Below are 18,829 nucleotides of genomic sequence, written 5' to 3' on the forward strand. Positions count from 1 at the left end.
TCTAGTGATGAGTTTCTGACGAAGTTTCTTCAGGACTCAACCCGGAAGGGTGTCCGATTGCGAAGTCGCGCCCCCAACGAAGGAGGACGCTATTTCGCCGTTCGCGGTTGTCGAGATTTCTTAGGTCTTGAGCAAATTGGCCATAGTCGAATCCCAAACGATTCGAGCGCAGCAGCGTGATCAGTGATCGCGCATGAATAAGCCTCGAGCGCGACCCCTGTGCCAGGATCATGGCGTCGAAACGCGGCTTGATAGACTCTGATTCGCTGATCTGATTCAGCCTGCCGCAGGCAGATGCGAAGGAAGCATTTTTCACGTGAGTCGCAGAAGTCGCTCCTTGCATATGAACTGCGAAGAGTGTCAGAGCGTGAAACGCTGCCCGCTCTGATGCTGAAGCCGAATCGCCTTTGCCAAGCTCCAATTCACTCAATTGCGGCTGCATGACACTGAGCACCAAATTCACCGCAAGCGGATCGCGATCCACCGGCTGACCAGCGAGCTTTCGCAGTCGTGCCAGCTGGGCACGAGCCGTTGCCTGCGCAGAGTGGGTAGAGCCTCCCAGATACGCATTTTGCAGGTATTCAGCAGTGGTAGCGACAGCAAAACGTAGATTTGGCTTGCCGACGTCCACAGGCTCCTTCGCCTCGGTCAAGTCACTCATCGACTATTCCTTTCATTTTCATTCTCTTCTCGCTGAAGTTCCGTCAGAGGAAGCACCTCTTTGAGTTTTTTCCGCAGCCACATCAAGGCGGTCCCCGCAGACTGGATGCGGGTTTTATCCCCCGAGTCGACGGGTCGGCCCACGAGCGCCTTTGGGCCAGCTCCTCGGACCAATACCTCAGCCTGCAGCAGGACACTCTGCTTGAGATGGTGCTGCCACTCCACCGCACGTGCATCAGCGTTTTCCTCGGTCACCCCGGACAACCAAGCGACAAATTGCGGCTCCAACACGGCTAAGAGCGCATCGGTCGGATATGCCTGAAACTCATACTCGCCGCCGGCAGCCACCTTAAGTTGACCTGAGAAACTACCCAGAGCGATTGCTGCTTCGTTGGAAGCCTGCGCGGCGTCGAGCACGATGCGCCGAAGTCCGACTGATTCCTGTTTAAGCACGGCGATCGGCAGCTCCAAGCCGAAGTGGATCTCCGTTCCGACGGATGAGGCTTGGGCCCCATATTCCACCGAAAACAGTTCTACTTTTAATACTGGAGGGATTAGGTCAGGGTCTTGTGCCCGCAGAGTCGCCAAATTCGACAAAGTCTCCGGACGCTTGGGAGGAAGGTTCTTCGGACCGAAGCCAGCATCGTTGGCCATGCTAATCAGCGGAGGCAACCCTCTCCACATGGTCCGCTCCGAGCCAAATGGTCGAGGGTAGTAAACGGGTTTATCCTTCTTGGACTTTGCAGAGCTGTAGCGATAGGCAGTCATTGGGTCGCCGAAGATATTGGCCCCAGCATTCGGGATTCGGTCGCCGTTGGATACCAACACGCCCACCACGCGTTCCGGGTTATTTGGATCTAGATAGAGTTTGATCCGGCGGGACTGCCAAGTCGCTAGGTCGGCCGGCCCTTCAGGGAACACGAAGTCCGCTGTCGGATTTTCCCGCTGCGCGGCGGTATCTGGAGATCGCTCCCACACGGGCTTGTCACGTTCCTCGGACGCGCCCCAGACAGTGTTGAGTATCAGCGTCTCACGCAAACAATCTCCCACGACGAGAGTACCGCCGGTCATCCCCGTCCAGCCGGTACCAATTGGGTACCCTCTGCCGCCCTTTACGCGCGGGTCACCTTCAGCCCCTGATTTGATGCCGGAGAAATCAAAAGCCTGCACGTACACGACCCATCGTGCAGCCTCGGCCAGATCGATGGATTCGCGAGATGCCCCGGCGCGCATCGTAAAGAAGTGGCTGTCAGCCTCCGGAACAATTCTGTGAATGGGAGAGAACCGCCCGGTCTTCGTAGTTAGACCGGCTACCTGCATAAAAGGGGTGCTCTCATGTAACAGGTCAAACCGCTCGTGGAAACGATCGAGGTAGTCAAGTACTACCGTATCCGATTCTTGGCTGCTGACGAGCTCAAACTGCTCTTCCACCCAATCTAATGGATCGCCTTCGTCTTCCTCCCCTGGTGCGTGGGCGCGCCAGAAGATAGCGAGCACTAATCGATAGAGCGCGTACGTTTGGGCGGGGGAATCTGCCCGGATTTCAGTGACTGTGCATTTGCCGGAGAACAGATCCCTAAGCCCCAGAAGCGGTCTGCTTCCGTCTTCGAGCACGCAGGGTATCCACGGCTCGTCAAGGAGTGAAAATGTCATCTCTTTTCTTCTCCCGCTTTCATTTGATTTTTCTAACAGGTCGTTTTCTTCATTGTTTATCATTTGGGCTCGGCCCGCTGAACTTCGAAGAGCCCAACTTCCGAGCTATATTCGAGTATCGATTTCCCAATTTCAATGCGGTTTTTTTCATCAAGCCGTAATGCCACTTCCCCCTTGAGGAGGGGGTCTTTCGCCCACCCCTCAGGGGTGTCGCGCTCCAACTGGGCGATGGTAAGGTCGAAAACCTCCTTAGTTCTTGTCAAGCGTGACGGCAGCCTCAGCGAAGACGAGGCTAGGTCAAATGCTGTCGGAAAGTCGAGAACCTCGCCGTCCATGTGCATCGCATCTCCTTTTGCATTGAGCGGGCGATATCCATATTCATTCGAAATGATCGGAATGACCTCGATGCTAGGATCTGCGTCACGGACTTGAGCGCGTCCCATAGACTCTTCGGCTTCTGCTCCTCTAGCGGAAAGATACCGAGTGAACAACTTGTCAAAGTCTGTAGCTCGTTTGAGGTGAGGCACTTGGAAATCCTCAGCGCGATGTTGAGCCGCCGCTCGACGCTGATCGCTTTCTAACCTCGCATTCTCCCAAGTCGACAGCCAAGGCGCCGGAAGCTTTGCTTCTACCTGGCTTCGGTCGTAGGTGAACTGGACTCCGATGGGGACATCCGCAGGTCTCTTCAGCGGAGTGCCTCGGAAGCGCGTCGCAAGGAGCAAGTAGGTGGCCAAAATGATGCTGGGATCATAAATCGCAGCCGTACCCGCTTCGAATACCGGAATCGGCTCGTGGCGTAGAATTCCCCGGACGAACATCTTCGGAGACCTTAGCTTTTCGGGACGATCAACTCCCGGTCGGTCATGGCGGTGAATTCTGCCTACGCGTTGAGCTATCAGGTCGAAGGGAGCAATGTCTGTAATCAAAATGTCTGCGTCTATGTCCAGACTCTGCTCAAGAACCTGTGTCCCGCACACGATGAGTCGGTCAGGACGCGCTCCTCCCCTATGAGAGTTTTTCCCTAGCTTCTCCAACAGCGCGTCTTCCTTTTTGGCGCGGTCGATCGCCGCAAACGCTGAGTGGTGGAGCTCCACCTCACCAGGGAAAACCGCGCTGAGGGCACGGTAGGATTCCTGGGCGCGGCGGATGGTATTAGAGATAACCAAAATGCATCCACCGTCTGAGGCCTGCTCGGCCACTAACTCCTGAAGCGCCGCGACGCCATCCTCGATCATCTGTACCGAGATTTCCACGTCGTTTGCGCTCGCCCTTACCGGTAGCTCCTTGATGCCTTCCTTTGTCAAGGTAGTGATCAGGGGATATTCGCTGGACTCAGCATATTGTTTTCCGGCGTTGAGTCCGCGACCGTAGGCGTCGATAAACGCTTGCTTAGCAGCTAGCGGGAGAGTGGCACTGAGCATAATCACCGACACGCCATAGCGGGCCAGCCATTCGAGTGTCAATTGAAGATAAGAGCTGGTGTATGCGTCATAGGCGTGGCATTCATCAATGATCACGACTTTGCCTGCCAGCCCTAGGTGCCTCAGCATCGAATGACGCATCTGCAGGCTCATCATCAAGACTTGGTCTACTGTGCCGATGACAAAGTTAGATAGCAGCCCCTTCTTTCGACCCGACAACCACGAGCCTGCCACGACTGCACCATCGCTTGCGTCATCGTCACCGATCCCGCGTAACCGAAGCTTGTTATAACTACGATTGAGTTTGTTTTTCGAATGGGCGAGATATAAGGATGAAACAGAATCCGCTGGAGTGACTTGTTCCGCCCACGCTCTGAACCTTTCGAACAGTCCGTTCGCCGTGGCCATAGTGGGCGCTGCCATCACCACCCCTTGAGCTCCACTTTTTTGGGCAAGGATTTCCGAAACTTTAAGCGCTACCTCAGTCTTGCCTTCCCCAGTAGGTGCCTCCACGATCCACAGCAGCGGCACGCTCGCTTCCAACGCTGCCTCCAGCCCAGCAACCTGAACCGGACGCGGCTGAGCGTCAGCGGGCCACCCAAAGGAAGCAATGTACTCCCGTGCCGGATCATCGAGGTGATCCTCGCCACCACGAAACATATGAGGGTGGGTTAGCTGCACATACTGCATTCCTTTCTTTACTCGTCGGGAAAAGGAGCCAGAAGCCACCGTGGGGAAAGCCGAAGTGTTAGAGGCAATCCAGTCACACATGATGGTCAACCCAGTCAAGACTTGAATTGCGTTCATAGGGAGCTTTTGCAGTCGCGGAAATAATTGTGAAAAGCCTGTCGTGCGATCGAGAGCGTCAAGCAACTCGCGATGAACCGCTTTCCACGGGGTTGGATAGGCGGCATAGATTTCGAAAGCCTTCTCCCGCAGGTCGGGATTTGGCATGCCATGATGTGCTTCTGCAATGGCTGCTATTGATGCGGCCACGCGATGCTTCACGCCTTTGGATTTCATCCACTCGAGCAGGATCGCCGCAGAAAACTGTGCATGGTAGGGACGATGCTGATACTCGAGAACCCCCATGGCTACTGGCAGCCCAGCCTCCAACACCGAATCAATCATCGACCGTTTGGTCTCTGGGTGGACAAGCTTTTCTTGAAAGCTCATGGTGGCCTTACCCAGATCGTGGGCTGCGACGATGAATACCGTGAAGGAACGCGTTAGATCCCAACCCAACCCAGTCACACCCACGAGAAATTGCTTCGTCTGATCTGGGAGGTACCCGTCCCACACCGCCTCCGCAACTGCACCTGAATCAACCATGTGCTGCGCGAGGGACATCGGCCCTTGGTCATCACCACTCTTCCCCAGTATTGATAACGCCTGGGTCGAAAGACCTTCTTGAAAAGCTTCCCAGTCCATCGCGATTCCTAAATCAAATAACTAATTCCAATTTCCGACAATTTAGAGCATACCGACATGAAACGTACAATGCAGCCGGACGGGAAGATTGCCTTGCATACGCAGGGATGAGCCGTAGTTATTTGAGTTAACAGGCATCTTTTCCGCCTTGCCCCGCACGAGCGGGGGTACCTAGCCTGCAACATTCACGCCTCTCGATCAACCCTTTTCGTCAGGTTAACCTGCATGAGCGACATCCGCCCTCACAAAACCATGTGAGTTTCGAACCTATATTCGAAATTCTTTGCGTACTCGCGTACCAACTTGCAAATCACAAAGCACACGAAAGTTTCGGAGTACGGGCGTTTGTGGCAATAGACCATACTCAACCACATCTTCAACTGGCGCTTTGGAGTTCGCAGAAGACTGATTACTCTACTTGCGACACCACGCCCCGAAGCGACCAATAAATGTCTCGAGGCACCTTCTGCGATTAGATTCGTTTCGCAAAAAGTGCCTCTGATCTGAGCGCCCCCAGCAGGATTCGAACCCGCGACCAATCGGGTAGAAGCCGACTGCTCTAATCCACTGAGCTATGGAGGCATGCTGGACGTTTCCAACCGTTACAGGTTAGCGCATTTCCCCGCCCGCTAAAAAACCTCGAGTTGACCTAAGATAATAGGGGTTTAGGGTGCGAATTTGTAAAGCGGAGAGGATCCCCCACCTATGAACAAAAAGTCGTCGCTGATCGCGATCTTGCTGGTGATCTTATTGGCGGCTGTGGTGGGGATCGCCGTAATGAAAAGTGGCGGTGGTACGCAAGCGGACATGCAAGCGTCGGTAAGCACGTCTTCGCCCGCGACCACGACCACTTCAAGCGTTGCGACGTCCACCGCGCCGACCACCACGGAGGTACCAGTCAACAGCGGGCCCGCACCGGCCGGGGTGGGAACCTTTACCTTGACCGGCGCGGCAAACGTCACCGCAACTTATGACTCGATGCCCTATGTTTTGCCGCTCAACCCCGCCGGGCCGCAGGATACGATGGTGCGGTGGGTCGACGGCTGGGGTCAGTCGCCAGCCACAGCCGAACTAGGCACCACCTACGTGCTTGGTCATGCCTGGGGCCAGCAAAAGTTGGTTTTCAACCCGATTTCTGAGACCGTGACTGCAACGGCGGACATGGCCACACCCGTTGTCGTGCAAGGCGACGAGGGCACGACGGTACGCCGCTACGTTTCTACCGCGCTGAATGGTTCCACCATTGCGATGAGCGATGCCGCAGGTTCGCGTGAATGGGTCGTGGACACCGCCTACCTGGTGGATAAAAACGATGCCGCCTACGATACCGGGCTGATCAACGAATCCATTCCCGGGCGCATCGTACTGATCGCCTGCTCAGTCGACGGAAACGTCGATCTCAACTACAACGTGATCGTGGAAGGCCACCTCGTATAGGCGCCCCGGTGGGCGTCGGCAAGCAAGCGGCGCGAAGCCGAAAGGTAGACTAGACGGCATGACTTTGCCCTCCCCCACCATGAATGCCCGCGCCGTAATCACCGGCGCCAGCCAAGGAATCGGCATGGCGATGGCCCGTGACCTCGCCGCGATGGGCTACAACCTCATCCTCGTCGCCCGCCGCGAAGAGATTCTCTCCCAGCTTGCCCGCGAACTAGAAAACAAGCACTCCATCGTCGCCGAGGTACGCGCCTGCGACCTCGCCGATGAGCAAGCCCGCGCCGAACTCATCGCTGAGATTCAAAGCCGCGACATCAACATCCTGGTCAACTCCGCCGGCATCGCCTCCTTCGGCCCCTTCCTCAACCAGGACTGGGGATATGAGACCAAGCAGTTTTCGCTCAACGCGACCGCCGTCTTTGAACTGACCCACGCCGTTTTGCCCGGCATGGTCGAACGCGGCACCGGGGCGATCTGCAACGTGGGCTCGGCTGCGGGCAACATGCCGATTCCCAACAACGCCACCTACGTCTTTACCAAGGCTGGCGTGAATGCCTTCACCGAGGCGCTGCACTATGAGCTCACAGGCACCGGTGTCAGCTGCACCTTGCTCGCCCCAGGGCCCGTGCGCGAGGCCGTCATCCCCGATGAAGAAAAGACCATCGTGGACCGAGTCGTCCCCGACTTCTTATGGACTACCTACGAATCCTGCTCACGCGAAACGCTCGAGGCCATGGCCGAGAACAAACGCCGCGTCGTCCCAGGACCGCTGTCAAAGGCCATGAACGCCGTCTCCCAGATCGCGCCGACCGGCCTGCTGTCCCCGATGATGGGACGCTTCTATAAAAAGATGGGCGAATAGTCGCGCACCGTTCGTTTTGCCCCGCCCTCGATCACATCGTTTGGAAAATCTTGCTATGACCTCCCCCGAAACCATCGCCGCCAAGAATGACCGCCTCGTCTGGATCGACCTCGAGATGACCGGCCTAGATATTCACCGCCACACCATCGTCGAGATTGCAGCGCTTGTCACCGACGCGGATCTCAACATCGTCGGCGAGGGTGTGGACCTCGTGGTGCACGCAACCGACGAAGAATTGGCCCAGATGGATGACTTCGTCACCAACATGCACACCTCCTCCGGGCTCATTGATGAGGTCAAGGCCTCCACCATCAGCCTCAAAGAGGCCGAGGATCAAGTCCTAGCGCTGATCGCCGAGCACTGCGACCCGGAGCACCCGGCGCCGCTGGCGGGCAATTCGATCGCCACCGATCGCTCCTTCATCCGAGAGCAGATGCCGCGCCTGGACGCGGCCTTGCATTACCGCATGGTGGATGTCTCTTCCCTCAAGGAGCTGGCGCGCCGCTGGCAGCCGCGCGTGTATTTCAATCAGCCGGACAAGGGCATGGCACACCGGGCTCTGGCCGATATCGTGGAGTCTATTCGCGAGCTCGCCTACTACCGCGAGGCAATGTTCTACCCGGAGCCAACCACCGAGCAAGCCGAGGAGGCGAAAGCCCACGCAACCGCCCGCTACCAGCAGTTTTTGTAATTTGGTTACTTTAGGTTAATATCTTTCTTGCTGCTTAGCGCAGCGATGGTGGCTGTAGTTCAGTTGGTAGAGCACTAGGTTGTGATCCTAGGTGTCGCGGGTTCGAGCCCCGTCAGCCACCCCCAATAAGTACCCTTACCTGCGCAAACAGGTAAGGGTACTTTTTGGCTCTTACGCCCGTTCAGCTTTGAACTACGCTTAAGCATGGGGATTCACCTAGCGCAGCAGAGCTGCGCCGACATCATGTATGACTAACCAGCCCTTCCGGGTCCGGAGTGCATAGCTGGGGTTTGCCGGTGATGCGGTGAGGCACAAGATTTAGGGGTCCTTGGGCGTGTGAAGATGCAAGTTCCTACACCAGCACTTCGCATCCCCAGGACCCGCTTTGAACGCTACCGCCAGCCTGCTTGCCGACACCATCTGCCGCACCGTCGAGCTCGGGGTGACCACCACCGACGCCGCCGTGGCCGACGAGCTCACGCACTTGTTCTGCGCCCCGGTCACGCTGGACCCGGACTGCGCTGAGTGCGGGATGGCCGGCCGCCTTCGTGATCATGTCGAACGGAAGGTCACGGACCTGCCAATCGGGCCCTTCCGGATTTAGAGTGCGTTGATCCGGTCCTGGAGCTGTCCGGAGTGAATGAGCGACCGCAAGATGTAGTGCTTGAGGTTGCGGAAACCTAGGGCGATTCCGCGGAGCTGCTCGAGGCGTCCGTTGATGGCTTCGACGGGGCCGTTGGAGGCGCCCACGTCGAAGTAGGCAAGGATCTCGCGGTGCCGCTTCCACAATGAGCGGCCGAGCTGCGCGAGCTCCGGGAGTTCGGTGGGCACCCCGGCCCGGATGGAACGCAGAAGCTTGTACATCGCGATCTTGTCCTCCCGTTTGCCCGAGGCCTTGTAGGCGGCGATGAGCCGCTGGTAGACGCTGTAGGTGACCTCCACCGCCGCGTGCGCATCGTCGGCGGTGAACGCCTTGAACAGGCGGACCTTCTGCTTGTCGGTCGGCAGCTCAGCGCGGGTGCGCAGGGTGCGGCGGATGCCGTACAGCGGATCTCCCGTGCGGCCCCGGTGCCCGGTGGTGGCCTGCTGGATGCGTTGGCGGCACACGGTGAGCTTGCCGGCGGCCAGGTGCACGACGTGGAAGGGGTCCATCACGGTGCGTGCTTCGGGGACGGCTTTGGCGGCGGCGGTGTGGTAGCCGGCGAATCCGCCCATCGTCACTACCTTGACTCGGTCTCGAAACACCTGGTCACGGGCGTCGAGCCACTCGGTGAGCACCTTCACCGAGCGGCCCGGGACCATGTCCAGCAGCCGCGACGGACCGGTGCCGTCCACAACCGGGGTCAAGTCGACCAGGACGGTGACGAACGAGCTGCTGCCGTCACCGCGCACGTGCTTCCACTTGTGCTCATCGACCCCGAGGACCCGGACACCGTCGAGGTGCCCAGGCTCGTCGTACACCAGCGTGCGGATCTTGGAGATCGCCAGGTCATTGACCAGGTCCCACCCCAGGCCAAGGGCCTTGGCCACCGCCGCCACGCTGGTCCGATCCTGAGCCAGACGCTGCAGGATCCAACGGGTGCACCGCCGGGTGGTCTTGGCACGAGGCTCGGCCAGCATCGGTGTGCGCTGCTGGAAGATCCTCACCTCGCAGGCGGTGTTCTCACAGATGAAGCGCGGGACCCGCACATGCAGCCGGGTGGGATGGCCCACGATCGGAAGATCGGTAACCCGACGCTCGACGTGATCGCGAAGCCGTCCCGCGACTCCGCACTCGGCACACACAGGGTCAACGGTGACCGGGGCGCAGAACAGATGGGTCAACTCGGCCTCGACCGCGGCGTCAGTGATTGACACCCCCAGCTCGACGGTGCGGCAGATGGTGTCGGCGAGCAGGTAAGCGGTAGCGTTCAAGGCGGGTCCTGGGGGTGGATGCGACAGGTGTAGGAACCGTCATCATCACACGCCCAGGACCCCCTACTTCCCTTGGCTCACGCGCCCCGGAGACCCGCTACTACGCACTCCGGATCCGGAAGGGCCCTTAAAGCGAGCCCCTACCGCCCCTACCCACCCCCGCTTTTACAAGAAATTGTCTCTGCACAGGTACATTCAATAGTAACTGCGTCCCCCGACTGCGTATCACCGATCGAGCATGAGCACGCTTTCGAGAATCAACAAGAAGCTCTAAAGCACAGTAGAAGCTATACCCCTACCCCCCCCCAGAAAACTCAGACCGATCCAACCCACACCATGTCCGCACTAGATAGAAACAGGGAGAATAGAGTTGAGAAAATCAACCCTCTTGGCACTTTTGACGACATTTGCGCTGATTCTGAGTGCATGCGGCAGCGCAATGGTATCGCCAACTAACCAAAACGAAATAGCGCAAAATACCCAATCCGAGACTGGGGAATTGACGGAACGTTCAGAGCCAATCAAGCAGTCCACCGATAAAAATTTGTCTTACATCAAAAATTATACAGGAAAGAACCTGGCGACGATCGGCTATGTTTCACTAGGGGGCGACTTCCGTGACAAGTACGGAGCGACCACAGTGGAGTTGATCCCGGTTACGGCAGATGGCTCTTATATAGACTTCGAATCCGAAGACGTACTAAAGCAGTACAAGGTAGCGAACCAGAGCGTAAAGCCAAACACTGAACTTCGTATGGATTTCAAAAAAGATGACCAGGGGGCAGAAACCGGGACCGTTTCATACCAGAATATCGAAGAAATTCTACTGCATGTCACCGAAACCTCGGGCAAGTACGAGAAGATTGAATTTACGCCAATCACCATTTCTCCCGACAAATATACGTGGTACATCTCCGACTATACAGGCAGGAATCTGGCCTCTTCCGGTTATAACTCCCTCGGAGGAGACTTCAGGTCAAAGTATGGCGACGGCTCGCTCAAAATCGTTATCATCACGGACGACGGTAGTTTCGTTGATACTGAAAATGAAGACGAATTGCGCAATTACATAGTGACAGGCCAGAACATTGCACCCAACACTGAGCTCAAATACACATTCGCGACAGGGCCAGATGGCGAAGAAAGAACTTTTCCCGACACGCAAACTGTGAATGAAATCGAGCTGACTGTGCGAAGTCTAGACAAGAACTAACGGTCGCTCCAAGGAAAGCCCACTGCCCCAAATTACACAAGACCTGCCATGGGGTTTAGTTCTTTGACAGTCTTTGAACTGGTTTATGCCCTAGGCTAGGCGCGCTTGGGGCCTGCCCAGTCGTGTCGTGTCCGCCCCGCCCCCAGGTACGCTGGCCCCACTCGGCCAAGGCTCTAGAAAAGAAGCCGGCCGGACGGTCCCGCTGGGAAGTCTCTGCCCGGTCCAACTCCACCCGTGAGGCGCCCTCGGTTTGATGGCCCTTCCGGATCCGGAGTGCATAGCTGGGGTTCGCCGGTGATGCGGTGAGGCACAAGATTTAGGGGTCCTGGGGCGTGTGAAGATGCAAGTTCCTACACCAGCACTTCGCATCCCCAGGACCCGCTTTGAACGCTACCGCCAGCCTGCTTGCCGACACCATCTGCCGCACCGTCGAGCTCGGGGTGACCACCACCGACGCCGCCGTGGCCGACGAGCTCACGCACTTGTTCTGCGCCCCGGTCACGCTGGACCCGGACTGCGCTGAGTGCGGGATGGCCGGCCGTGTCGGGTGTCGTCAACGAACCGGAAGCGGCTCACCAGTTCGTCTCTTCCGCAAAATATTTAGCGGCCTTGCGCAGGATATCGCGTTCTTCCCGTAGCCGGCTGACTTCCCGTTCCAACTGGCGGATCCGCTCGGCCTCTGTCACCGAGTCCGGCGATGGGCCTGACGTGGTGGTGGTGGTGTTGGTGCGGGCTCCGGTGCCGTATTTCTTGAGCCAGTTCTGGAGAGTGTTGCGGTTGACTCCCAGTTCTGTGGCGATGGTCTGGATCGACGTGCCCGGGGACTTCTCGTAGAGCCCGACAGCGTCGCGCTTAAACTCCTCGGAGTAGGTCTTGCTTGGCATGGCGGCAGATTACCTTTCCCAGCATCATGCTGGTTTCAGGGTGTCCACCAAACAGGGGTCAGGTCCATCTTTGGTCATCCGTGCGCTGCGACAGACACTGGCGCTACGCCAGCGCCAGGACCCGTACTTTGAATCAGCCGGGGTGATCCATGACTCGGATGCGGGCTCACAGGGCGGATTCAACTGCTGGCCGCCCACCAGATGGACGGGTCTATCGGCACCGTCGACGACACCTACGACAACGGTCTGATGGAGTCAACGATCGGGCTGTACAAGTCTGAGCTCATTGATTTCGAGGCAGGGACGTGGACGGACTAGGGTAGGTGAAACGCGCCACAGCCGGATGGATCCACTGGTATAACCACGAGCGGTCGCATTCCTCGCTCGGGCATATCCCGCCGATCGAGCACTACACCAACTACTAACGAGAAAACTACGCAGGCCTTCACGCCGCGTAACACGCCACTCTCAAAAATTCAGGCCGATTCACAGCATGAAATGAGGCTCCACCATGTCCACACCGACTACCCCGCCCGGGCGAGTGGCCGGGTCGCGATGGTTGTTCCTTGCAGCCGCCGGCTGCGCGGCCGTGATTGCCATCGTCGTGTTCGTTGTCATTGGTGATGGCAACGAGGCCGAAGGACAGTCTGCACCCGCAGGTAGCGAGCAGGTAGAGGTCGACTACGACAATCTCTCGGTCCCGACCATCCCTTATACGGAGGTCATGGCCTGGTCCACCGAGCGGGTGAAGATGGAGGGTGAGCTGCCGGAGGGCACGATCTATCGCAGCATTGACACCAACCCCCGCTGGGTGAAGGTTAACCGCTTCACCGGTGAGGTCACGTACGAGCCGAAGGCGAAGGGGATCCAGTTCCGCCCCTATGACATCACCATCGGGGCACAGCTGCCCGATGGTGAGACGCTGAACATCGAGGCCACAGTGGAGGTCATTCCGTACGAGAGTGAGGACAGCAAACCCGATCTCCTAGACCCGCCGATCCTGCCGCGCACGATCGTGAGCCCGGGCGACTCGGTGACCGTGCCGCTGGAGGGGCCACAGCTACCGGAGGGTACGACCTACATCGACAATGTCGGACCACTGTGGATGCGTGTCGATGAGTCCACCGGTGAGGTGAGTTTCATCCTGGACGAAACTTTCTCCGAATATCCAGAGGGTACCAGGAATATTCTGATCACCGCATGGACACCGGACGGGCAGGTTGCGTCCATCAGGTCTGAGGTGGAGGTGGTTGCGGGCCGGTAACCCGACGACGACCTTCCAATTATGCAGTGGTGGTCGAAAGAAACACCCTGGGGCAACAGTTGTTGTTGCCCCAGGGTGTTTCTTCTGCCTGACAGCACCTGCCAGACAGGCAACGTGCCTCTAGGTGTTGACCGAGGGGGTGTCAGACGAAACCGCGCCTGCCTCTGTCCACAGACCGAAACCGCGGTCACGAGCATACCCCTCAGCACGGCGAAACTGTGTTTGGTGACGGTAGGTGGAGGTGTCGGTGTAAACAACCGTGGCCAGTCCGACCTCGATCTCTGCGAGATTGAGCATCTCATCCCACTCTCCGGTTTCCGGATGCGATGTCCACACGTACGCCTGCAGCGCAGGACCGTGTGATTCCTCGGCTTCAGACTCAGGGGCGGTCGGTGTGCCATCAAGTCGTCCCAGAGAGCCGTCAAACTGGCCCTACCGGACCCGGAGTGCATAGCCGGGGTTCGCCGGTGATGCGGTGAGGCACAAGATTTAGGGGTCCTGGGGCGTGTGAAGATGCAAGTTCCTACACCAGCACTTCGCATCCCCAGGACCCGTGTCAGCGATGGTCGGGTGTCCGTTAGCGTGGTGTATCTGTAGCTGCCGGTGACGACCTCATGAATGCACGAGGCGACCACCGCAGTACCTTTCGAATCAACTCCTACATCTCCTCGAAAGGGACACCACGATGGCCGCTGGCCCCCATTCTATCGACCCGACCACCTATCTCGACGAACTACTGGCCCAAGCCTCCCCGGACCTGATGCGCGAGATGCTCCAAGGGTTCATCAACCAGATCCTCTCGACCCAGGCCGACCAAGTCTGCGGCGCCGACTACGCCACCGTCAGTGACAACCGCACCAACGTCCGAAACGGCTACCGCCACCGCGACCTCGACACCCGGGTCGGCACCGTCGACGTCGCCGTGCCCAAACTCAGAACCGGCTCGTTCTTCCCGGACTGGCTGCTGGAACGACGCACCCGGGCAGAACGGGCCCTGACCACCGTGATCGCCACCTGCTACCTCAAGGGTGTCTCCACCCGCAGGATGAACGACCTCGTCGCCACCCTGGGGATCAACAACCTCTCAAAATCGCAGGTCTCCGAGATGGCCAAAGATCTCGATCAGATGGTGGAAGATTTCCGCACCCGACCCCTGGATACCGGCCCCTACCTCTATGTTTCCTGCGACGCGTTGGCCATGAAGGTGCGTGAAGGCGGACGGGTCGTGAAAACCTCCGTGCTGCTGGCCACCGGCGTGAACGCGGAAGGCTACCGCGAACTACTCGGCATGCAGGTCGCCACATCCGAGTCCGTGGCCTCCTGGACGGGTTTCTTTCGCGACCTCAAGGCCCGGGGCCTAAACGACGTCTACCTGGTCACCAGCGACGCACACTTGGGCATCCAGCACGCCATCGGCGAGGTCCTGCCCAACGCCTCCTGGCAACGGTGCCGCACGCACTTCGCTAAGAACCTCTCCGGACTGGTGCCCAAAAGCCAATGGCCGACCTTGTCGGCGATGTTCCACACGATCTTCCAGCAACCGGACGCCGCATCGGTGTGGAACCAGGCCCGGGAAGTAGTGACTTTCTGTGAGCAGAAGTTCCCGCACGTAGCCGACTACCTGGAAGAAGCCCTGGATGAGCTACTCGCGTTCACCCACGCCCCGAAAGCAGTGTGGACGAAGGTCTGGTCGAACAACCCCACCGAGCGGTTGAACCGGGAGATCCGCCGGCGCACCGACGTCGTGGGGATCTTCCCGAACCGAGATGCCGTCGTGCGCCTGGTCGGGGCGGTGCTGGCTGAGCAGCACGATGACTGGATCCAGCAGAAGCGCTACATGTCGCTGACGGCCCTGGACCAGACGAAGACCATGATGAAAGCCAACGTCATCGACGCCGGCGAAGCCACTCAGGAGGTCGCATGAGCCAGTCGCAACACCGGGCTCGTGCCAGTCCCTGAGATCGTCATGCTGCCTGTTTTATCGAAAGGGCAGATACACCACTCGCGTGGCCGCAAGGGCAGGGAAAAGGGCAGGCACATCCCCATACTGCGCGAGGACGTGGCCAACTACCTCCGCACCCACCGGGAGAATGATGACCACTATGTGATCGGGTCCCCCTCCACCACTACGAAACCGTGGAGCCCAACGAACGCCGACGATGCCGTGCCAGAGCTTTACCGCCAGGTCGCGGAGGCCACCAGCGTGGCACTACTAGCGGACCTACGCAGCCACTCGTGGCGCGCCACACTGCACGGCGTGTACGCCGACAAGATCGACCCCGCCACCCGGGCCACGATCTTCGGCCACACGGAACAGGTTGCCGACGAGTACTACACCGACCGGGAGAACATCGAAGCTGTCCTACGCTCAGTTACGCTTTAAACTACGCGTAAGATACGCGTAACCAGTCGTAATGCATCGTAGTTCAGCGTAAGTCACAGGCAGGAAAGTAGCACTTGAACTGCAGTAATGACGCAGATGCCCCGCTACTGCCAATATCGAGAATTTCGAACCCGCGATCCTGGGTGTCGCGGGTTCGAGCCCCGTCAGCCACCCCAAGGTTAACCCGTTACCTCATTTAAGGTAACGGGTTCTTTTGTGTCTTCGGCCCGCGGCGCCCCGCCCGTGAGTCTTAACGAGCGAAGCGGGCGATGGCGTCGGATACTTCCTTGAACTTGATCTCGGCTTCTTCCCCACCTTCGATGGCGGCGTTTTTCACGCAGTGGCGCATATGGTCATCGAGCAGGCTCAGTGCCACGTTGCGCAGCGCCGACTGCGCGGCGGAGACCTGGGTGAGGATGTCGATGCAGTACTGGTCCTCGTCGATCATGCGTTGCAGGCCACGGATCTGGCCTTCCACGCGCTTGAGACGTGCGAGGTAGCGCTGCTTTTCGGAGATGTATCCGTGATGCGCTTCCCCGTCGTGGTGGGCGATCACGACGGTGGTCGGCGTGGCGGGATATACAATATCCATCTTCTGTGTGTGCTTGTGGGTGAGTTCTTCGCTCATGGCTGGGCCGTCCTTTCTCGGCTTTCTAATTTACCCGCCGCCAGTTTGGCACGGCCCCGGTGGCACAGGTTTTGCTTAACGACGTTCCCCGCCGGCCGCGGCGATGGGCGTGAACGAGCGCAGCCGCAGCGAGTTGGAGACGACAAACACGGACGAAAACGCCATGGCGATACCGGCCAGCATCGGGTTGAGCAGCCCCAGGGCGGCGACTGGGACGAGCAACACGTTGTAGATGAATGCCCAAAACAGGTTGCCCTTGATCGTGCCCAAGGTTTTCCGCGACAGCCGGATGGCGTTGGCGGCAGACAACAGGTCGGAGTTCATCAGCGTGATGTCGGAGGCTTCGATCGCAACATCGGTGCCGGCCCCCATCGCAAGGCCAAGATCGGCCTGTGCGAGTGCTGCGGCGTCGTTAACGCCGTCGCCCACCATAGCCACCGTCTTGCCTTGTTCTTGCAGGCGCATGATCTGCGTGACCTTGTCCTGTGGCAAGACCTCGGCGATGACGTGGGATTCCTCGATTCCCACCGCGCGGGCAACATGCCGGGCGGCGTCGGGGTTATCGCCGGTCAGTAGCCACGGATCCAGCCCCAAGCGCTTGAGCTCCGCGATGGCCTGCGCCGAGGATTCCTTCGGGGTATCTGCCACCGTGAGCACCGCGCGCGGGGCGTCAGCAACGCTGAGCAACACCGGGGTGGCACCGGTTGCCCGCGCCTGGGTGAATGCCTGGGCAAGGACGTCGGGCAGCTCGCTGACGTCGGCCGGGCGGCCAACGCGCACGCGCTTACCCTCCACGGTTCCCACCACGCCGAGGCCTGCTAGGTTGTCGAAGTCCGTGACTGGCGGCAGCTCCTGTGTGCCCGCACCGCGCACGATCGCCTTGGCGATCGGGTGCTCGGAGCTGTGTTCGACGGCGGCAGCCAGGCGCAAGGCCTCCTGCTGGGAGATGGTTTCGTCGGCGGTAACCACGCCGGCAAAGGTCATCACTCCGGTGGTAACGGTGCCGGTCTTGTCCATGACGATGGTGTCCACCTTCTTCGTGGACTCCAGGATCTCCGGGCCCTTGATGAGCAGGCCGAGCTGGGCGCCACGGCCGGTGCCCACGAGTAGCGCGGTGGGGGTTGCTAGCCCCAGCGCGCACGGGCAGGCGATGATCAACACGGCTACGGCCGCCGTGAAGGCAGGCGCAAGGCCATCGTCGCTCAAGAAATAGTGGCCAAGGAAGGCAAGGACCGAGATGGCGATGACCACAGGAACGAAGATCTGGGAGATCTTATCCACGAGCTTTTGCACGGGTGCCTTGCGAGCCTGGGCGTCGGTGACCAGCTTGGCCATGTGGGCCAGAGTGGTTTCCTTGCCCACGCGGGTCGCCCGCACCACCAACTTGCCGGAGGTGTTTAGCGTTGCGCCGGTCACCGGATCCTCGGGATCCTTTTCCACCGGCACAGACTCGCCGGTGATCATGGATTCATCCACTGCGGAGTGCCCCTGGGCCACGATGCCATCGGTGGCGATCTTCTCACCGGGGCGCACGACAAACAGGTCGCCGACCTGTAAGGAATCCGCGGCGATACGAACCTCCTTGCCGTCACGCAGCACCGTCGCTTCCTTCGCCCCCATCGCCAACAGCGTCCGAAGTGCCGCCGAGGATTGCCCCTTGGCGCGGGTTTCGAACCAGCGGCCGAGCAGGAGGAAGGAGATGACCACCGAAGCGGATTCCAGGTAGAGCTCATCCATCGTGGAGTTGCCGGGCATAAGATGCATGCTCATCTTCATGCCGGGCATGCCGGCATTGCCGATAAACAGCGCCCACAAGCTCCACAGGTAGGCTGCGGAGGTGCCCATGGTCACCAGGGTGTCCATGGTAAAAGATCCGTGGCGCAGGTTGGTCACCGTTGCCTTATGGAACGGCGCCCCACCCCAGAAGAAGACCGGGGTGGCCAGCGTGAGGATCGCCCACTGCCAGTTGTTGAACTGCAGCGCCGGGATCATGCTGATGAGCAAAACCGGAACCGACAGCAGCGTGGAAATGATCAGGCGATGTTTGAGGTCTTCGGCCTCCGCGTCGCGGGCGGCGTCGATCGCCTCCTGCGCACTGGCAGGCTGCGCCCCACCGGCGCCCGCGTTGGCGTCCTTGTTCGGCGCCAGCGAGAAGGCATCATAGCCGGCGTTGCGCACGGTTTGGATGAGGGTGTCCTCATCGACGGTTTCGGGATCGTATTCCACGCTGGCAGACTCGGTGGAGAAGTTCACGCTAGCTTGAACGCCGTCAAGCTTGTTGAGCTTGCGCTCCACCCGAGCCGAGCAGCTCGTGCACGTCATGCCGGTAACCCCGAGGTCGATGTGGGCAAGTGGCTTTGACGTTTCAAAAGTCGGTGCAGTCATGGC

Annotated in this window: 15 protein-coding genes, 2 tRNA genes and 3 pseudogenes; 11 read left to right on the forward strand and 9 right to left on the reverse strand. The window is 59.2% G+C overall.

Features of this window, described 5'->3' with window-relative positions:
* Position 1: 1 nt before the first annotated feature.
* The 4 genes from casB to PAB09_RS10125 all read right to left on the reverse strand — a co-directional run bounded on the left by casB (position 2) and on the right by PAB09_RS10125 (position 5,747).
* Positions 2-661, reverse strand: coding sequence for a type I-E CRISPR-associated protein Cse2/CasB (gene casB, locus PAB09_RS10110; protein ID WP_271033547.1), 660 nt, complete (start codon positions 659-661; stop codon positions 2-4).
* Complete coding sequence (gene casA, locus PAB09_RS10115) at positions 658-2,376, reverse strand: type I-E CRISPR-associated protein Cse1/CasA (protein WP_333780171.1); 1,719 nt, start codon at positions 2,374-2,376, stop codon at positions 658-660. Before casA ends, casB begins: the two co-directional genes overlap by 4 nt.
* Positions 2,373-5,165: a CRISPR-associated helicase Cas3' gene (cas3, locus tag PAB09_RS10120; protein ID WP_271033548.1), complete on the reverse strand. Its 2,793-nt coding sequence runs from the start codon at positions 5,163-5,165 to the stop codon at positions 2,373-2,375. The genes casA and cas3 overlap by 4 nt, the downstream gene beginning before the upstream one ends.
* A 508-nt stretch (positions 5,166-5,673) precedes the next feature.
* Positions 5,674-5,747 (reverse strand) — tRNA-Arg (locus PAB09_RS10125).
* A 123-nt stretch (positions 5,748-5,870) separates the two neighbouring features.
* Between PAB09_RS10125 and PAB09_RS10130 the strand changes: the two genes are divergently transcribed.
* From PAB09_RS10130 to PAB09_RS10150, 5 genes and pseudogenes are all read left to right on the forward strand, one after another.
* Positions 5,871-6,602 carry a sortase gene (locus PAB09_RS10130; protein ID WP_271033549.1) on the forward strand — a complete coding sequence of 244 codons (732 nt, stop codon included), beginning with the start codon at positions 5,871-5,873 and terminating at the stop codon, positions 6,600-6,602.
* A gap of 58 nt (positions 6,603-6,660) precedes the next feature.
* The gene (cmrA, locus tag PAB09_RS10135; RefSeq protein ID WP_271033550.1) at positions 6,661-7,464 is read left to right on the forward strand and encodes a mycolate reductase; all 804 of its coding nucleotides are present in this window, start codon (positions 6,661-6,663) and stop codon (positions 7,462-7,464) included.
* A gap of 55 nt (positions 7,465-7,519) precedes the next feature.
* Positions 7,520-8,155 carry an oligoribonuclease gene (gene orn / locus PAB09_RS10140; protein ID WP_271033551.1) on the forward strand — a complete coding sequence of 212 codons (636 nt, stop codon included), beginning with the start codon at positions 7,520-7,522 and terminating at the stop codon, positions 8,153-8,155.
* A 48-nt stretch (positions 8,156-8,203) separates the two neighbouring features.
* Positions 8,204-8,276: transfer RNA gene (locus PAB09_RS10145), tRNA-His, on the forward strand.
* Positions 8,277-8,540: 264 nt separating this feature from the next.
* Positions 8,541-8,741, forward strand: a pseudogene (locus PAB09_RS10150) (ISL3 family transposase); the annotation flags it as partial.
* Positions 8,742-8,755: 14 nt separating this feature from the next.
* Here PAB09_RS10150 and PAB09_RS10155 read toward each other — a convergent pair.
* Entirely contained in the window at positions 8,756-10,069 is a 1,314-nt protein-coding gene (locus PAB09_RS10155; protein WP_271033552.1) for an ISL3 family transposase, read from the reverse strand.
* A 388-nt stretch (positions 10,070-10,457) separates the two neighbouring features.
* On the opposite strand from PAB09_RS10155, the gene PAB09_RS10160 reads away from it, so the two are divergent.
* Both PAB09_RS10160 and PAB09_RS13365 read left to right on the forward strand, forming a co-directional pair.
* A complete protein-coding gene (locus PAB09_RS10160; RefSeq protein WP_271033553.1) occupies positions 10,458-11,282 on the forward strand; it encodes a hypothetical protein in 825 nt (274 codons plus the stop codon).
* 383 nt (positions 11,283-11,665) lie between these two features.
* A pseudogene (locus PAB09_RS13365) lies at positions 11,666-11,827 on the forward strand (ISL3 family transposase); the annotation flags it as partial.
* 4 nt (positions 11,828-11,831) lie between these two features.
* On the opposite strand, the pseudogene PAB09_RS10165 reads toward PAB09_RS13365, so the two are convergent.
* Positions 11,832-12,166 (reverse strand): annotated as a pseudogene (locus PAB09_RS10165) (transposase); the annotation flags it as partial.
* A gap of 323 nt (positions 12,167-12,489) precedes the next feature.
* Here PAB09_RS10165 and PAB09_RS10170 point away from each other — a divergent pair.
* Positions 12,490-12,591: an integrase core domain-containing protein gene (locus PAB09_RS10170; RefSeq protein ID WP_271033554.1), complete on the forward strand. Its 102-nt coding sequence runs from the start codon at positions 12,490-12,492 to the stop codon at positions 12,589-12,591.
* A gap of 86 nt (positions 12,592-12,677) precedes the next feature.
* A complete protein-coding gene (locus tag PAB09_RS10175) occupies positions 12,678-13,430 on the forward strand; it encodes a Rib/alpha-like domain-containing protein (RefSeq protein ID WP_271033555.1) in 753 nt (250 codons plus the stop codon).
* A gap of 120 nt (positions 13,431-13,550) precedes the next feature.
* Here the strand turns inward: PAB09_RS10175 and PAB09_RS10180 are convergent, their stop codons facing one another.
* A complete protein-coding gene (locus PAB09_RS10180) occupies positions 13,551-13,727 on the reverse strand; it encodes a thermonuclease family protein (RefSeq protein WP_271033556.1) in 177 nt (58 codons plus the stop codon).
* Positions 13,728-14,115: 388 nt separating this feature from the next.
* Between PAB09_RS10180 and PAB09_RS10185 the strand changes: the two genes are divergently transcribed.
* Positions 14,116-15,354, forward strand: a complete 1,239-nt coding sequence (locus tag PAB09_RS10185; RefSeq protein ID WP_271033557.1) for an IS256 family transposase — start codon at positions 14,116-14,118, stop codon at positions 15,352-15,354.
* A gap of 21 nt (positions 15,355-15,375) precedes the next feature.
* The gene (locus tag PAB09_RS10190) at positions 15,376-15,813 is read left to right on the forward strand and encodes a hypothetical protein (RefSeq protein ID WP_271033558.1); all 438 of its coding nucleotides are present in this window, start codon (positions 15,376-15,378) and stop codon (positions 15,811-15,813) included.
* A 250-nt stretch (positions 15,814-16,063) separates the two neighbouring features.
* Here PAB09_RS10190 and PAB09_RS10195 read toward each other — a convergent pair whose 3' ends face one another.
* Both PAB09_RS10195 and PAB09_RS10200 read right to left on the reverse strand, forming a co-directional pair.
* On the reverse strand, positions 16,064-16,405 hold the full coding sequence (locus PAB09_RS10195) for a metal-sensitive transcriptional regulator (RefSeq protein ID WP_333780197.1): 342 nt from the start codon (positions 16,403-16,405) through the stop codon (positions 16,064-16,066).
* A 111-nt stretch (positions 16,406-16,516) separates the two neighbouring features.
* Complete coding sequence (locus PAB09_RS10200; protein WP_271033560.1) at positions 16,517-18,826, reverse strand: heavy metal translocating P-type ATPase; 2,310 nt, start codon at positions 18,824-18,826, stop codon at positions 16,517-16,519.
* Between the last annotated feature and the right edge of the window lie 3 nt (positions 18,827-18,829).

This window comes from Corynebacterium sp. SCR221107 (assembly GCF_027886475.1).
In the GTDB taxonomy this organism is placed as follows: domain Bacteria; phylum Actinomycetota; class Actinomycetes; order Mycobacteriales; family Mycobacteriaceae; genus Corynebacterium.